This window comes from Plantactinospora sp. A48 (assembly GCF_055793945.1).
In genome coordinates, this window is record NZ_JBTIXF010000002.1 from 147,172 (window position 1) to 162,619 (window position 15,448).

General features: G+C 71.2%; 16 protein-coding genes. 9 read left to right on the forward strand and 7 right to left on the reverse strand.

What is annotated here, in order from left to right:
• The first annotated feature begins 84 nt into the window (after positions 1-84).
• From ACXN5W_RS02265 to ACXN5W_RS02275, 3 genes are read left to right on the forward strand one after another with little or no spacing between them, the layout of a single operon-like run.
• Positions 85-717 carry a helix-turn-helix transcriptional regulator gene (locus ACXN5W_RS02265; RefSeq protein ID WP_473156428.1) on the forward strand — a complete coding sequence of 211 codons (633 nt, stop codon included), beginning with the start codon at positions 85-87 and terminating at the stop codon, positions 715-717.
• The gene (locus ACXN5W_RS02270) at positions 714-1,217 is read left to right on the forward strand and encodes a CinA family protein (RefSeq protein ID WP_473156429.1); all 504 of its coding nucleotides are present in this window, start codon (positions 714-716) and stop codon (positions 1,215-1,217) included. The genes ACXN5W_RS02265 and ACXN5W_RS02270 overlap by 4 nt, the downstream gene beginning before the upstream one ends.
• Before the next feature lie 37 nt (positions 1,218-1,254).
• Entirely contained in the window at positions 1,255-2,034 is a 780-nt protein-coding gene (locus tag ACXN5W_RS02275) for a carboxymuconolactone decarboxylase family protein (protein WP_473156430.1), read from the forward strand.
• A gap of 15 nt (positions 2,035-2,049) precedes the next feature.
• Here the strand turns inward: ACXN5W_RS02275 and ACXN5W_RS02280 are convergent, their stop codons facing one another.
• The 3 genes from ACXN5W_RS02280 to ACXN5W_RS02290 form a co-directional block, all read right to left on the reverse strand.
• Positions 2,050-2,808 carry an aminoglycoside adenylyltransferase family protein gene (locus tag ACXN5W_RS02280; protein WP_473156431.1) on the reverse strand — a complete coding sequence of 253 codons (759 nt, stop codon included), beginning with the start codon at positions 2,806-2,808 and terminating at the stop codon, positions 2,050-2,052.
• A 110-nt stretch (positions 2,809-2,918) separates the two neighbouring features.
• Positions 2,919-3,278 carry a VOC family protein gene (locus tag ACXN5W_RS02285; protein ID WP_473156432.1) on the reverse strand — a complete coding sequence of 120 codons (360 nt, stop codon included), beginning with the start codon at positions 3,276-3,278 and terminating at the stop codon, positions 2,919-2,921.
• Between the two features lie 137 nt (positions 3,279-3,415).
• Positions 3,416-3,580 carry a hypothetical protein gene (locus tag ACXN5W_RS02290; RefSeq protein WP_473156433.1) on the reverse strand — a complete coding sequence of 55 codons (165 nt, stop codon included), beginning with the start codon at positions 3,578-3,580 and terminating at the stop codon, positions 3,416-3,418.
• A 274-nt stretch (positions 3,581-3,854) separates the two neighbouring features.
• Here ACXN5W_RS02290 and ACXN5W_RS02295 point away from each other — a divergent pair, with 274 nt between their 5' ends.
• The 3 genes from ACXN5W_RS02295 to ACXN5W_RS02305 all read left to right on the forward strand — a co-directional run bounded on the left by ACXN5W_RS02295 (position 3,855) and on the right by ACXN5W_RS02305 (position 6,205).
• Positions 3,855-4,373: a DUF2231 domain-containing protein gene (locus ACXN5W_RS02295; RefSeq protein ID WP_473156434.1), complete on the forward strand. Its 519-nt coding sequence runs from the start codon at positions 3,855-3,857 to the stop codon at positions 4,371-4,373.
• On the forward strand, positions 4,370-4,918 hold the full coding sequence (locus tag ACXN5W_RS02300; protein WP_473156435.1) for an Hsp20/alpha crystallin family protein: 549 nt from the start codon (positions 4,370-4,372) through the stop codon (positions 4,916-4,918). Before ACXN5W_RS02295 ends, ACXN5W_RS02300 begins: the two co-directional genes overlap by 4 nt.
• A 168-nt stretch (positions 4,919-5,086) precedes the next feature.
• Positions 5,087-6,205, forward strand: coding sequence for a glycosyltransferase family 9 protein (locus ACXN5W_RS02305; RefSeq protein ID WP_473156508.1), 1,119 nt, complete (start codon positions 5,087-5,089; stop codon positions 6,203-6,205).
• A gap of 69 nt (positions 6,206-6,274) precedes the next feature.
• Here ACXN5W_RS02305 and ACXN5W_RS02310 read toward each other — a convergent pair whose 3' ends face one another.
• Both ACXN5W_RS02310 and rfaE2 read right to left on the reverse strand, forming a co-directional pair.
• Positions 6,275-7,129 carry a glycosyltransferase family 2 protein gene (locus tag ACXN5W_RS02310; RefSeq protein WP_473156436.1) on the reverse strand — a complete coding sequence of 285 codons (855 nt, stop codon included), beginning with the start codon at positions 7,127-7,129 and terminating at the stop codon, positions 6,275-6,277.
• A complete protein-coding gene (gene rfaE2, locus ACXN5W_RS02315; RefSeq protein ID WP_473156437.1) occupies positions 7,126-8,871 on the reverse strand; it encodes a D-glycero-beta-D-manno-heptose 1-phosphate adenylyltransferase in 1,746 nt (581 codons plus the stop codon). The genes ACXN5W_RS02310 and rfaE2 overlap by 4 nt, the downstream gene beginning before the upstream one ends.
• A gap of 263 nt (positions 8,872-9,134) precedes the next feature.
• Between rfaE2 and ACXN5W_RS02320 the strand changes: the two genes are divergently transcribed.
• The gene (locus ACXN5W_RS02320; RefSeq protein WP_473156438.1) at positions 9,135-9,683 is read left to right on the forward strand and encodes a type 1 glutamine amidotransferase domain-containing protein; all 549 of its coding nucleotides are present in this window, start codon (positions 9,135-9,137) and stop codon (positions 9,681-9,683) included.
• A gap of 178 nt (positions 9,684-9,861) precedes the next feature.
• Here ACXN5W_RS02320 and ACXN5W_RS02325 read toward each other — a convergent pair whose 3' ends face one another.
• Positions 9,862-11,154 (reverse strand): MFS transporter, encoded by a 1,293-nt coding sequence (locus tag ACXN5W_RS02325; protein ID WP_473156439.1) that lies wholly within the window; start codon positions 11,152-11,154, stop codon positions 9,862-9,864.
• A 121-nt stretch (positions 11,155-11,275) separates the two neighbouring features.
• Here ACXN5W_RS02325 and ACXN5W_RS02330 point away from each other — a divergent pair, with 121 nt between their 5' ends.
• Entirely contained in the window at positions 11,276-12,952 is a 1,677-nt protein-coding gene (locus ACXN5W_RS02330; RefSeq protein WP_473156440.1) for an MDR family MFS transporter, read from the forward strand.
• A gap of 38 nt (positions 12,953-12,990) precedes the next feature.
• Here the strand turns inward: ACXN5W_RS02330 and ACXN5W_RS02335 are convergent, their stop codons facing one another.
• Entirely contained in the window at positions 12,991-13,488 is a 498-nt protein-coding gene (locus tag ACXN5W_RS02335) for an NUDIX domain-containing protein (RefSeq protein WP_473156441.1), read from the reverse strand.
• A 150-nt stretch (positions 13,489-13,638) separates the two neighbouring features.
• On the opposite strand from ACXN5W_RS02335, the gene ACXN5W_RS02340 reads away from it, so the two are divergent.
• Positions 13,639-15,282: a fatty acid--CoA ligase gene (locus tag ACXN5W_RS02340; protein ID WP_473156442.1), complete on the forward strand. Its 1,644-nt coding sequence runs from the start codon at positions 13,639-13,641 to the stop codon at positions 15,280-15,282.
• The last annotated feature ends 166 nt before the right edge of the window (positions 15,283-15,448 follow it).

Genomic DNA, 15,448 nt, shown 5'->3' on the forward strand with positions numbered 1-15,448 from the left:
ATGGCCGTTTCGGTAGCCGGAAGGCGGGATCAGGCGCGTATGGCTTCTCCAGGCATGGACTCTTCCACTCATATCGTTGTGGCAATGCGCAACCAACTGCGGCGGGCTGGTCTGGGGCGCATGCTCGCGTCGATTGACGGCATCGGGCCGCCCCGACTCGTCGATTGCGTCGAGCAGGCGGCGGTCTTCGCGACATCCGTTAGCTCGATGGTCCTCATCGTCGTGCTGGGTGAGTTGAGCGACGGGGACATCGCGCTGCTGACCTCGATGAGTCCATCGGTCCGGATTCTGACCCTGGTGGGTGACGGGGAACTGCACCGACTCGGCGAACTCGCCGGCCGCAGCAGTGCCCTGCTGCCCCTCGCCGGCCTGGACACCCGCACCCTGCGGGACGTCGTGCGGCGGGCGGAACGCGGCGAGTACTCGATGCCTCACCGGTTGGCCTCGAAGCTGCTCACCATGCACCAGCAGCGGATCGCGCCGACCGCGCTGCCCCGAATGACGCCCCGGGAGGAGCAGACCGCCCAACTGCTCGTCGACGGGCTGACCAACAAGCAGATCGCCCGCCGACTCAGCATCTCCGAGCACGGCGCGAAGCGACTGGTGGCCAACGTCATGGCCAAGCTCGACTGCCCGAACCGGACTCTCGCGGTCGCCAAGCTGCTGCGGGACCGTACCCCCGTACCCGCGCTCAGCCACAAAGAGGTAGCACGATGACGTTCCTTTCCGCCGACCAGGCACAGCTGGTCTCGGAAATCGCTGACTTGTTGATCGCCCGCGAGGAGACCGTCGCCATCGCGGAGAGCAGCACCGGCGGACTGGTGGCCGCGTGCCTGCTCACCTACCCGGGCGCATCCCGGTTCGTGGTGGGTGGTGGAGTGCTGTACAGCTACCCGGTCCGGGAGGCGCTGATCGGGATGGGTGAGGCCGAACACAAGCCCTACGGCGGTTCCACCCCCGAACTCGTCCTGCGCCTCGCCGAGTTGTTCCGCGACAAGGTCGGCGCCGACTGGGGAATCGGTGAGGGTGGCGCCGCCGGCCCCGCGATCAGCCCCTACGGACACCCCGCCGGGTACACCGCGCTGGCCGTCAGCGGCCCGGTGACCCGTACGGAGATCCTGGAAACCGGCTCCGCCGAGCGCGCGGCGAACATGTCGGCCTTCACCACCGGCCTGCTGAGCCTGTTCGCCGCGACCCTGCGTGACGCCCGTCCGTGACGCCGTTCAACCAGTCAGAGGAAGAAAGACACCCACGATGACCGCACAGGTCGATCAGCGCACCCGATACGAACGCGGGATGCGGCTGCTCATCAAGGTGGCCGGGTCCGAGCGCCCGGCCATCCTCGACGCCCTCGCCCCGATCGCACCCGATCTCGGTCGGTACACCGTCGAGTTCGCCTACGGCGACGTCTACGACCGGCCCGGACTGGACCTGCGCACCCGGCAACTCGTCACGATCGCGGTCCTGGCGGCACTCGGCAACGCGGGGCCGCAGCTGGCCTTCCACCTGCGCGGCGCGCTCAACGTCGGGTGCCCACCGTTCGAAGCCCTGGCGGCCGTCGTCGAGGCCACGGTGCCAGCCGGCGTGTCGACCGCGATCGGCGCGATCCGGGTCGCCCGGGACGTCCTCGGGGTCGACGGGTTCACCGGGGTCGACCGGCCCGCCGTCCGCGAGGAGGAGCGGGATCCGGCGGTCGGAACGCTGCTCGCCGGGATCCGGGAGGCCGCCCCCGACCTCAGCCGCTACCTCCTGGACGCCGGCATCTCCGCCGACGGCGGTCTGCCGGGGCGGGCCCGCGGGATCGTCGGCATCGCCGGCTGCGGGACGCTGGGCACCGTCCGGCCCCGGCTGACGGCGTCGGTGCGGGGGTTGCTGGACGCCGGGGGTGAGCCTGCGGAGGCCGTGGAGACGGCCATCCAGCTCGGGGTGTACGCGGGCTTCCCCGCCGCCATCAACACGATCGCGGCCATCGGGGAGGTCTTCGCCGAGCGCGGCATCACGCTGGCCCCGGCCGGCGGGTCGCGGCCGGACTGACGGCACCGACGCAGGTCACCGCTGCCGCAACCGGTCGATCTCGGCAAGCACCAGGTCCACGTGCGGACGCAGCCGCGCCCGTAGGTCCCCGGTCCAGTTCTCCTCGGAGTACCGGCGGTTCAGGTACAGCTCCCTGGCGTACCGCAGGACGGGGCGGTGCTCCGGCGGAAGCCGGGCCAACGCCCAGTCGGCGGCGGCGTCCTTCGACCTGATCTCGCCGGTCGCGAGGGTGGTCCAGACCCGTGCCAGGGTCAGCAGGACGTTGCGGGTGTCGTTGCCCAGGTCGCCGACCAGGCCGGGGATGCCCTCGACGCTCGCCTGGACCACGTCGGCCCAGGGGACGGGCGCAAGGACCCGGGCCGGTGGTGGTCCGGCCAGCGGATGATCTCCCGCCAGCACCATCGTGATCAACAGGGCAAGGTCCGCCGACGGTTCCGGCCGCGGCGGACCATCGCTCTCGAACTCCTCCCGCAGCCACTCGCCGTACAGGAAATCCCCAAGCGGCGGGAACCGCCACGGACGGACCTCGGACTGGACGACCACGGTCAGCTCGACTGGCCGGACGCCGTTCCGGGAGCCGGAGATCGGGAGCAGCCCGCCGAGAAGCGCATGCCGCTCCTGGTCGGTCAGGCTCCGGCGGCAGACGACCAGAACGTCCACGTCACTGGCCGGTCTGAGCCCGCCGAGCAGGGCCGATCCGTGCAGGTAGGTCCCGATGGCCACCGGGCCCAACACCCGATCGACGAGCCCCACGACCCGCTGAAGCTGGTCCATCCGGTGAGTCTCGGCCCTCGGCCGCCGGAACGCATCCAGATTCCCGGCCTCCGCCGGCCCGAAGGTGCGATCGGGTCGGCGGAGGCCGGGGCACCGCGACAGGTCGTACCTCAGCCGTACACCAGACAGAACGGGTGACCGACCGGGTCGGCGAACACCCGGAACCCGCTCTCGCGTTCCGCCGGCAACCGCCGGGCGCCGAGCGCGATCACCCGACGTTCTGCCTCGTCCACGTCGGATACCCGGATGTCCAGGTGGAGTTGCTGCGGGCGCTGCGGGTCGGGCCATCGGGGTGGTACCCACTCCGTGGCCCGCTGGAAGGCGAGTTGCCGGGCGCCCGGCTCGACCCCGATGACCACCCATTCGTCGCTGTCCTCGTTGACGCGCATGCCCAGAATCTCCGCGTAGAACGCCCCGAGGGCGCGCGGGTCAGGGCAGTCGAGCACCGTCTTCTCCAGTCGACCGATCATCCCGACATCCTGCCGCGAAGCCGGCCCGACCGCTCGGCACGGGCTCGACCGGGTCCCGGGAGCGGGCGCGAGCCCGGCCACCTGTCCGCGGGGGTGGAGGCCCGCCGGCCCGGCGACCCATGCGGACCCGCGTGTCGTCAGGCCGAGAGGCTGGTCAGGAAGTCGCCCAGGCCCTGCGCGATCGCCATCAGCCCACCGCCGATGCCACGTACCGTGTTCGCCGCCCCGTCCGGGCGGAAGGCCATGAAGAAGATCAAGAAGCCCACGAAGAGCCAGGTGAAGATCTTCTTGACTGTGATCACGTTTCCTCCGTCCATGCCTGTCGAGGTGCCGACCCGGGCGGGATGGTTCAGCGCGGGTCTGGGTGGCGGATCGCTCGGCTTCCCGTCCGGGGGACGGCTAAACGGGCGAGTCGCCGCAAAGAGGTGATAAATCCGGGAAGATATCGGTGGGTGCGGGGACCGTGGCGGCTTTGCCCCCGCTCGGCGGACGGCTGACGCTGTCAACCCCGTACCACCGAAATCCGCCGGAGAGCGTCGCGGCGGGCCGCCCGTCCCGCGTCGCACGGGAGGCGACATGGAGAGCCGACTGAAGGTCCTCGGACATCCCCTGCATCCGATGCTGGTGATGTTCCCGGTGGCCCTGTTCGTCACCGGCGTCGGGTTCGACGTGGTGGACGCGCTTGGCGGTCCGTGGGTGCTCGGCGAGGTGGCGTACTGGAACATCGTCGTCGGGCTCGTGGTGGGCATCCTCGCGGCCGTGGCCGGTCTGTTCGACCTGCTGGCCATCCCGGCCGGCACCCGGGCCAAGCGCGTCGGGATCATGCACGCCCTGGTGAACGCCGGGGTTCTCGTGCTCTTCGCCGGGGTCTGGGCGGTCCGGACGTCGGCGGTCGAGCGCGGCGCGGGCGGCGGCCTGCTCGCCATCGAGGTGGTGGCGTTGGCGGGGGCGACCGTCGGCGCCTGGTTCGGCGGCGAACTGGTCGACCGGCTGGGCGTCGGGGTCGACCCGGACGCCACCCTGAACACGCCCAGCTCGCTGCGCCAGGCCGGCCCGCCCAACAGCAAACTCGGCCAGATGGGAGACGCGCTGTGAGCCAACCACGCCGCGCCGACCGGGGGTGGGACCCGCTCGCCGAGCTCCAGGCACTGCGCGCCGAGCTGGGGCGGTTGGTCGGTACGGCGCTGGTCGGCTCCGGTGGCGGCACCCCGGACATCGAGCTGGTGGAGGCCGAGGACGGCTGGCAGGTGCTCGCCCGGCTGCCCGGCGTCGCACCCGAAGAGGTCGCGGTGGAACTGGACGATCGGGACCTGTGCATCCGGGCCCGATCCGAGGAGGAGGTCAACAGCGACCTCGGAATGCCCGGGACCGGCTCCCAGGTGCGCTGCTTCGAGCATCGGATCACCCTGCCCAGCCAAACCGACGCCGACCGGATCGACGCGGTGATGGACCACGGGCTACTGACGATCCACCTGCCCAGGGCCGGCCGGAGCCGCCGCCGGACGATCACCGTCGGCCGGGCCGGACACCCCCCGGGTGGGCGACCACCACGTACCGCGGGCGGGTCCGTCGATCCGGCCGTCGACCGGGAGCTGCACCACCGGGACGTCACCGATACGACCCTGCGCCAGCCCAGCTGACGGATGGACGGTACGACGGCCTCACCAGCACCGGACATTGCCGGCCGATTGGGTTCGGCGTCCGACGGCGCTGGTCGACTGGGTTCGGTGCCGGACGGCGCTGGCCGACTGGGTTCGGTGCCGGACGGCGCTGGCCGACTGGGTTCGGTGCCGGACGGCGCTGGCCGACTGGGTTCGGTCTCCGTTGGTGCCGGTAGCGGTGCCGGGGCGTCGGATCGGGTGCCGGGTGTCCGGCGCATCGCCGTGCTCCGGGCGAACGCCCTGGGCGACTTCATCTTCGTGCTGCCCGCGCTGGAGGCGCTCCGGGCGGCGTACCCGGAAGCGGAGCTGGTCCTGCTCGGTGCACCCTGGCACGCCCGGTTGTTCGCCGGCGACCGACCCGGCCCGGTGGACCGGGTGCTGGTGGTCCCGCCCGCCCCGGGGATCCGGTCGGCCGGTCCGGACGAGCCCGAGACGTCGACCGAGGCGTTCCGGGCGGCGGCCCGCCGAGATCCGATCGACCTCGCGGTCCAGCTGCACGGTGGGGGCGCGAACTCGAATCCACTGGTTTCCGGCCTCGGGGCCCGGCTCACGGTCGGGCTACGGGCCGAGGCCGCGCCGCCGTTGGATCGCTGGTTACGGTACGTGATCTACCAGCCCGAGGTCGCGCGCCACCTGGAGGTGGTCGGGTTGGTGGGCGCGGAGCCGGTCACCTGGACGCCCCGGTTGGCGGTGACGGACGCCGATCGGGCCGAGGCACTGGCGGTGACCGGTCCCACCGGACGCCCGCGGGTCGCGCTGCACCCCGGGGCCACCGATTCGCGTCGCCGCTGGCCCGCCGACCGCTTCGCCGCCGTCGCGGACCGGCTGGTTTCCGACGGGTACGACGTGTTCGTGACCGGTTCGGCGGGAGAGCGGGAGCTGACCGGCCGGGTGGTGGCGGCGGCCCGGCGCCCGGTGCGGGATCTCAGCGGCGCGCTGTCCCTCGGTGGCCTGCTCGGGTTCCTCGCCGGCTGCGCCGTCGTGGTCTCCAACGACACCGGGCCGATACATGTCGCCGCCGCAGTCGGCACGCCGACCGTGGGCATCTTCTGGGTGGGCAACCTGATCAACTGCGCGACGCCGCTGCGGGCCCGACACCGGCCGATCATCTCGTGGACCCTGCACTGCCCGGTCTGCGGCGCCGACTGCAGTCGGGACATCTACCCGGATCGGCCGGGTGATGGCTGCGCGCACCGGGAGTCCTTCGTCGCCGACGTACCGGTGCCGGAGGTGCTGGCCGCGGTGGCCGATCTGATGGGCGGCTGAGTCTTCACCTCTCGGGGCGTTAACAGGGGCACCCTGCTATACAGAAAGCGATAACAGGGGCCCTTCCTTTCAGCCGAGCAGGACCTGCCAGGCCTCGACGTCCCGTTCCGTGACCGTGGTTGGCGTCTCCAGGTGGTACGCGCCGCTGGGCAGGATGCCGGCACCACCGAAGCGTTCCAACACGGCGAGCTGGGCCGCCACGTCCTCGCCCTGGTGCCGCAGACCGACCCGGTCCCAGAAGTCGAAGCCGCCGGCCGCGACCAGCTTGGCCCGGTCGTAGAGCACGCAGCCACCGATCCAGGACACCTTGTACGCGCGCCACTCGCCCGGCGCCAGCCGCAGCCGCTCGGTCAGGTGCAGCAGGTTGGCCGCCGGATGGATGCGGGACCGGTCCCACTCCGGTGTGCCCGGTCGAACCCGCTCCGGCACCGGCGGCCCGGACCACTCCACGTAGTGGCGGTGGGTCTCCGGCCGCACGTCCGTGGCGTACGACAACCCGTGTACCGCGTTGCCCACGAACCCGCAGCCCAGATCCTCGATCGCGGTCACCATCCGGTCCACGGCGTCCGGCTCCAGCCACACGTCGTCGTCGAGGTGGAGGACGTACCGGGCTCGGGACTGCGCCAACAGGTAGGCCCGGTGCTCGGCCAACCCCCGACGCGGCAGCCGGCGGGTCAGCAGTACCGGGTGCCCCCGGTGCCGCAACACCCGCGTCATGGTGGCGGTGGCCGGATCGGCCCAGGCCGGCTCGCCGTCGGACTGGTCGCTCACCACCACCCCGAACCCGACCGGTTCCTGCTGGGCCGCCAGCCCGGACAGCGTGACGCCCAACTCGGCCGGCCGGTTCCGGGTCGGTACCAACACGTCCAGCAGCCGGTCGGTCCGGAACTCGACCGCGTCGCCCGGATCAAGCGGTCGACTCACCGCCGCCCACCTGAAAGGAAGGGCCCCTTGTTATCGCTTTCGGTATAGGAGGGGTCCCTTGTTAACGCATGTGCGCGGATCCGGTCAATGATCTTGGAAGTGGACCGGTCCGGGACGTACCCGAGGGTGCGCACCTCGCCGCCCAGATCGTGTACCAGCGGTGCCTCCGGGACCAGCTCGGGCGGATAGTCGCCGCCCTTGACGTACACGTCGGGGCGGACCAGCTCGATGAGCGATCCCGGCGAGTCCTCCTCGAAGACCACCACATGGTCGACCGCGGACAGTGCGACGAGTACGGCCACCCGGTCCTCGATCGGGTTCACCGGCCGGTCCGGTCCCTTCAGCCGCCGGACGCTGTCATCCGAGTTCACCGCGACGATCAACACATCACCGAGGGCCCGGGCCTGGTCGAGATAGCGCACATGTCCACGGTGCAGGACGTCGAAGCACCCGTTGGTGAAGACGATCGTCCGGCCCGCGAGCCGGTACCGCTCGACCAGCGCGGCCAGGCCGTCCGGATCGACGGGACTCGGCCACTGTCCATCATGTACCCCGTCCGGAGCGCAGCCGAGAGCCGCCAGCAGGTCATCGCGTACGCAGACACAGGTGCCGGTGTCCGAAACCGTGCTGGTGGCGGCCAGCTGGGCCAACTGCGCGGCGGTGTGCAACGGTGCACCGGCGGCCAGCGCGAGGGTCATGGCCGCCAGGTAGGCGTCGCCGGCCCCCACCGTGTGGCTGGGCGGCACCGGCGTGGCGTGGCTACGCCGGGACCGGCCGTCCGCACCGCCCACCACCGCACCGTCGACGTCCAGGGTCACCGCCACCACGTCCGCGCCGGTACGCTCGCGCAGCTCGGCGAGGCGCGACCGGGCCACGGCGGCCCGGTCGGTCCCGAGGTCCGGACCGGCGGCCACCACCTCGTGATCGTCGACGCCCAACTCGTCCCCGGTCAGCGCCACCTCGACCCCGGCGACTGGTTCAGTGGCTGGGTGGAGAATCGCTCCGTCGAGCGGCCGGGTTGCGTCATCGAGCGGCCGGGGCGCGTTGTCGAGCGCTTGGGGCGCGGTGTCGAGCAGCCGGGTCGCTTCCGCGAAACTCGGGGTGACAACCGTCGGGGCGAGCCCGCGCCAGTCGGTCAGGTCGTGCGCGTCGAGCGCCACGGTGGCGAACAGCTCCCGATGCCGGACCAGCCAGGCGCGAACCGGGTCGGGCAGCGCACCCAGACCGTAATCGCAGATCACCAGCGTGGGATCGCCCCGCGTCTCGGCCCGCAGTTCGGCCGTGGCCCGGCCCAGTGAGTCGAGCAGGCGTCCCACCACCTCGTCGGTGAGCCGGTCGTCGGCGTCGCCCTCGTCCTCCCGTACCAGAATCTGGTTGCCGGCCAGCAGACGGCGCTTGACCGGCGTGGGCCGGCCGGGCGCCGAGACGGTCCGGTCCTGGACGCCGGCCCGGTCCAGGCAGTCGTGCAGCTCGTCGCCGGCCACGTCGCCACCCACCGGTGCGACCAGCGAGGCGCGACCACCCAGTGCGGCCAGGTTGACCGCCGTGTTGGCGGCGCCGCCGGCCGCGACCAGCCGATGGCGGAGGGTCAGCACCGGGGCTGGTGCTTCCCGGCAGAGCCGGTGCGAGTCGGCGAACCGCCACTCGTCGAGCATGGCGTCGCCGACCACCAGGACACCCCGGCCGACCCAGCCGTTGACCACCGCGACCATGCGGTGCTGCTCATCTGCTCCTGTCGGCATACCCGGCCGGATCCCCGGCGAGCAGCGGGTCAAACGCGGCGATCCCGCGACCGGCAGTCCCGGTGGCGCCGGCCAGGGCGGTGGCTGGCGATGTCAGCCACGGCGACGGATCCGGTGGCGCCCGCCAGGACGGTGGCTGGCGATGGATCAGGCGATGTCAGCCACGGCGACGGGTCCGGTGGCGCCGGCCACGGCGGTGGTTCGTTTGGGGATCGTGCGGCCGGGAAGGAATTCGGGCAGAGCCTCCCGGAAGGAGATTACCGATGGCAACCATCTTGCAGGGCAAGCGCGTCGCATTCCTGGCCACCGACGGCGTGGAGGAGGTGGAATACACCCAACCGCGCGAGGCGGTGGAGAACGCGGGGGCGGCGGCCGAACTGGTCTCCCTGCAGACGGGGTCGATCCAGGCGTTCAACCACCTGGACAAGAGCCAGAAGTACGACGTGGACACCGCGGTGGCCGACGCGGACCCGGACCGGTACGACGCGCTGGTGCTGCCCGGTGGGGTCGCCAACCCGGACGCGCTGCGGACCGACCCGGACGTGACGCGGTTCGTCCGCGCCTTCTTCGACGCGGGCAAGCCGGTCGGGGTGATCTGCCACGGACCGTGGACCCTGATCGAGGCTGGCGTGGTGGAGGGTCGCACCCTGACCTCCTGGCCCAGCCTACGGACCGACCTGGCCAACGCCGGGGCCACCTGGGTCGACGAGCAGGTCTACACCGACAACGGGCTGGTCAGCAGCCGCAAGCCGGACGACCTGCCGGCGTTCTGCAAGAAGATCGTCGAAGAGTTCGCCGAAGGCAAACACTGACACTGACACCCTCCGTTGACCGCGTCCGCTGACGGCCTCGCGTTGATCATGAAGTTAGCGGGCGGTTTGGAGATCATCCGGGCCGCTAACTTCATGATCAACCCCGGGCTGGCGGGGCGGTGGGGCGGTGGGGTGGGGTGGGTGGGGTGGTGGGGTTGGGGCATTGGCCGGGCGGGAATTAGACGGTCGGGGCTGTTGAGGCGGTCCATGTTGCCTCCTCGGCCTCCTTGCGGGCCCGGCCCTCCCGGCCGTCGTAGCGGACGAAGGTCGGTAGTGCGGCGGCCAGCGCCACGGTGCCGATCACGCAGAGGACGCCACCGGAGACGATCGAGCCGGAGATGCCGGTCCACCTCGCGGTGAGGCCCGAGCGGAGCTGGCCGAGCAGCGGTCCCGTGGAGTACGACAGCATCTCGATGCCGGCCAACCGCCCCCGGAGGTGATCGGGGATGGTCTGGTTCCAGATGATGCCGCGGAAGATTCCCGAGATCCCGTCGGCCGCACCGGCCAGGGCGAGCAGCGGTACGGCCAGCCACAGCGCGTCGGCCAGGCCGAAACCGACGATGGCCAACCCCCAGGCGCCGGCGGCCAGCACCACCATCAGCCCGTGCCGGTTGATGTGCCGAGCCCAGCCCGAGGTCAACGCCGCCAGCATGGCTCCGGCGGCCGGGGCCGCGTAGAGCAGGCCCAGTACCCCCGGTCCGCCCAGCCGGTCCGCCAGGAACGGGTAGAGCGCCTGCGGCATGCCGAAGAACATCGCGTTCACGTCCACCAGGTACGTCCCGAGCAGTTCGGGCCGGCTGCGGGCGTACCTCAGGCCGGTCGCCACCGACCGCAGCGACGGTCGGTCGGTGGCGGTGGGTGGCGGCATCGCGCGGACCAGCCCCAGCAGGGTGAGCGAGACGGCGAAGGTGGCCAGGTCCAGCGCGTACACCCAGGCCAGGTCGACGGTGGCGATCAGCACGCCGGCCAGCGCCGGGCCGGCCAGCGAGACGATGTTCATCCGCATCGAGTTGAGCGCGCCGGCAGCCGGGATCTCCTCGGGGGTGACCACCCGGGGGGTGATCGCCTCCAGGGCTGGCCGCTGCACCCCGTCGAGCGCCGCGGTCAGGGCCGCCACCAGGTAGAGCAGCCAGAGATGTGGCCGGTCGGTCAGGGCGTTGACCAGGAGTACGCCGCACAGCAGCGTGAACCCGATCTCCCCGCCGAGGACCAGTCGTCGCCGGTCCAGGTAGTCGGCCAGCACGCCACCGACGAACGCCATGAACAGCAGCGGGACCAGCTCACACACCCCGAGCAGGCCGACCAGCAGCGGGTCCTCGGTCAGCCGGAACACCTGGTACGGAATCGTGACGTACGTGACGAGGGATCCCAGACCGGATATGCCGGTGGCGGTGAAGACCAGCCGGAAGTCCCGCGAGGTACGCAGCGGGGTGAGGTCGATCGCCAGCCGGCGGAGAAGACTGAGCTGCACGTGCGGATGCTGTCCCAGCGGACGCCCGCTGTCGAGCGGATATCGCCCCATTCGGGGGTGATCAGGTCCGGCTCGGGCCCGGTGCCAGGCATGTTTCCGATCGGTCCGGGGAGAACGGACCATGACCTCCGCCTCCAGCACCCGTCCCGCGCTGCCGCACGGCCAGATCCTGCTGCTGATGAGCGGCCTGATGACCGGGATGCTCCTGGCCGCGCTCGACCAGACCATCGTGGGTACGGCGTTGCCGACGATCGTGGGCCAGCTCGGCGGCATCAACCACTACTCGTGGGTGGTCACCGCGTACCTTCTGGCCTCGACCGCCTCCACACCGCTGTACGGCAAGATGGCCGACCTGTACGGCCGCCGGCCGGTGTTCCTGTTCTCCATCGGCACCTTCCTGGTCGGCTCGCTGCTGGCCGGCCTGTCCCAGAACATGTCCCAGCTGATCATCACGCGGGGCATCCAGGGGCTGGGCGCGGGCGGCCTGATGACGCTGGCCTTCACGATCATCTCGGACGTGGTGCCGCCCCGCGAGCGTGGCCGGTACCAGGGTCTGTTCGGCGCGGTGTTCGGGCTCTCCTCGGTGGCCGGCCCGCTGGTCGGCGGTTACTTCGCCGAGCACGACTGGCGGTGGATCTTCTATCTGAACGTGCCGCTGGGCGTGGTGGCGCTGGTGGTCTGTTTCCGGGTGCTGCGGCTGATCCCGTTCACCCGGCGCCAGCACGCGATCGACTGGCTGGGTGCGCTGCTGCTGGTGGCCGGGGTGAGTTCCCTGCTGCTCGCGCTGAGCTGGGGCGGGAACCAGTACGCCTGGGGTTCGGCGACGATCATCGGGTTGTTCGTGGCCGGCGGTGTGCTGTCGGTGCTCTTCCTGGCCCAGGAGCGCCGGGTCGACGAACCGATCCTGCCGCTACGGCTGTTCCGCCGGCCGACATTCGCGCTGGCCAACGCGGCGGGCTTCGTGCTCGGCCTGGTGATGTTCGGTTCGATCATCTTTATCCCGCTCTATCTCCAGATCGTGAAGGGCGCCACGCCGACCGACAGTGGTCTGCTGATGCTGCCGATGATGGCCGGCATCATCGTGACCTCGGTGCTGTCCGGCCGGGCGATGAGCCGGGTGGGTCGGTACAAGTGGTTCCCGGTGGCCGGTTCGGTCACCCTGGTCGCCGGGATGCTGCTGTTCACCGGGCTTCAGGTCGACACGCCGCTCGTGGTGGCCTTCGTCTACATGGTGGTGATCGGCGTCGGGCTGGGCCTGTGCATGCAGTCGCTGATCCTGGCCGTGCAGAACGCCGTCGAGATGCGGGACCTCGGTGCCGGTACGTCCGCTGCCACGTTCTTCCGGTCGCTCGGCGGCTCGTTCGGGGTGGCCATCCTCGGCGCGGTGCTGTCGAACGGGCTGACCGGCCAGCTCGCCCAGCGACTGCCGGTGGCGATCGCCCAACTGCCGCCGGACCAGCAGTCCCGGGTGGCGGCGGCCGGCGGGACCGGCATCTCCATCAACGAACCGTCCCGGATCCTGGCCCTGCCGGCGCCGGTCCGGGCGGCGATCCAGACGGCTTTCGTCGACTCGCTGCACACCGTGTTCCTGGTCGCCGGTCTGGTCGCGATCGTCGCGGTGGCCGTGACGCTGGCCCTGCCGGACCGGGATCTGCGGGGCGCCGGTCCCCGCGGTGCCACCGGTGGGGTCGGCCCGGCCGGTGGCCCGGCTCCCGCACCCGGTGGCCAGCCGCTGGAGCGACAGTCGAAGGCCGACGCCGCCACCGAGATGGAGGCCCAGTCCCAGACCATGATCTGACCGCCCCACCCGCCTGGTCAAAGCGGGAAGCGGGTGGGTTACTTCATGACGAGGTGGCCGGTACGTTCGAACGCCACCAGGTCGGCGAGGGTCTCGGTCACCGAGGCCGAGAGCGGCTCGGGGAAGTCGGCGGGCCGGTAGAACCGGGCGTCGGTGGTCTCCTCGGTCGGCACCACCAGTTGGCCGGACCACTCGTCGACCCGGAAGGCCACCGTGAACACCTGGTACGTGTGGCCGAACATGTTGGTGTTCGTACGGTCCGGGCCGGTGTACATGGCGAACGGGGTCACCGCGGCCGCCCGCAGGCCGCTTTCCTCGCGTACCTCCCGGATCGCGCAGTCGGAGATCGACTCGCCGAGTTCCATCGCGCCCGCCGGCATGGCCCAGTGCCCGTTGTCGGAGCGCTCGATCAGCAGCACGCGCCCGCTGTCGTCCCGGACGACGGCCCGGGCCCCCACGAACAGCAGCGTGGTCTGGTCGCCGGCGAGGGCGCGTAGCTGGCCGACGTACGACTCGGTCCAGGAGAGGTATCCCATGCCCCCACCCTAGAATCGATCATCGTCCCCGGCCCGACGACCGGCGGAACTCGCGGCCCGACGACCGGCGGAGCTGAGCGGAGCCGGGAGCACCGAAAACGAGCCGGCTACGGGTTTCGGAGTGTGAGCCACGCCACTACGTTTGTGGCCATGCGCAGCACGATGATGGACGCACCCCTGCTGGTCTCCCGGATTCTCGACCACGGCAGCACGGTGCATGGCCGGTCCGAGGTGGTCACCTGGACCGGTGCCGAACCCCGGCGGATGTCGTACGCCGAAGTGGGTGCCGACGCGGCCCGGCTCGCGCACGCGCTGCGCGACGACCTGGGGGTCACCGGCGACCAGCGGGTCGGCACGTTCATGTGGAACAACAACGAGCATCTGGTGGCGTACTTCGCGGTGCCCAGCATGGGCGCGGTGCTGCACACGCTGAACATCCGGCTCTTTCCCGAGCAGGTGGCCTGGATCGCCAACCACGCGCGGGACCGGGTGCTGCTGGTCGACAGCACGCTCATCCCGGCGCTGGCCAAGGTGCTGCCGCTGCTGCGTACCGTCGAGCACCTGATCGTGGTCGGCGGCGGTGACCCGGCCCCGCTGCTGGCCGCCGGCGCCGGACGGGTCGCCGTACACGCCTGGGCCGACCTGCTGCGCGACAAGCCGGACCGGTACGACTGGCCCGAGTTGGACGAGCGGGACGCCGCCGCGCTCTGCTACACCTCCGGCACCACCGGAGACCCCAAGGGGGTGGCGTACTCGCACCGCAGCATCTACCTGCACTCGTTGCAGGTCTGCATGCCGGAGAGTTTCGGCCTGGGCGCCACCACCCGGGAGTTGGCGATCGTGCCGATGTTCCACGCCATGAGCTGGGGCATCCCGTACGCGGCCTTCATCTCCGGGGCTTCGCTGATCATGCCGGACCGGTTCCTCCAGGGCGCCCCGATCGCCGAGATGATCGCCGCCGAGCGGCCCACCCTGGCCGGCGCGGTCCCGACGATTTGGACCGACCTGCTCGCGTACCTGGACGCGAATCCCACCGACACCTCGTCGCTGCGGGAGGTCATCGTGGGCGGTTCGGCCTGCCCACCCGCGCTGATGCACGCCTTCGAAGATCAGCACGGGATCGACGTCGTACACGCCTGGGGGATGACCGAGATGTCGCCGCTGGGCTCGGTGGCCCGGCCGCCGGCCGGGGCGACCGGCGACGCGGCCTGGTCGTACCGGTACAGCCAGGGCCGGGTGCCGGCCGGCGTCCGGGCCCGGATCGTCGGTCCGGACGGCGAGCCGATGCCCGCCGACGGCGAGGCCGTGGGCGAGCTGGAGGTCCGGGGCCCGTGGGTGACCGCCCGGTACGTCGGGGACGACGGTCCGGATCCGGCTCGCTTCCACGACGGCTGGCTGCGTACGGGTGACGTCGGCACGCTCTCCCCCGACGGTTTTCTCCGGCTCACCGACCGGTCCAAGGACGTGATCAAATCGGGCGGCGAGTGGATCTCCTCGGTGGAGCTGGAGAACGCCCTGATGGCGCACCCGACCGTGCTGGAGGCGTGCGTGGTGGGGGTGCCGGACGACAGGTGGGAGGAACGGCCGCTGGCCACCGTCGTGCTGCGCGAGGGCGCCACCGCCACGGCCGAGGAACTACAGGCGTTTCTCGGCGCCCGGGTGGCCCGCTGGCAGGTCCCCGAACGGTGGGCGTTCATCGAGGCGGTGCCGAAGACCTCGGTCGGCAAGTTCGACAAGAAACGGGTCCGGGCCCGCTACGCCGACGGCGAATTGCCGGTCACCCAGCTCGGCTGAAAGGAAGGGCACCTTGTTATCGCTTTTTGTATAGCAAGGGCCCCTAGTTAACTTCCCGTTCGTCAACTGACATAACACGGCGGCTGGCCGGTCCGGCAATTTGCCGGGTACTGCCCGCGCGGGGTCGCGATCTGGGTTAGGACTGCCTGAGCGGGTGAGGCACCCG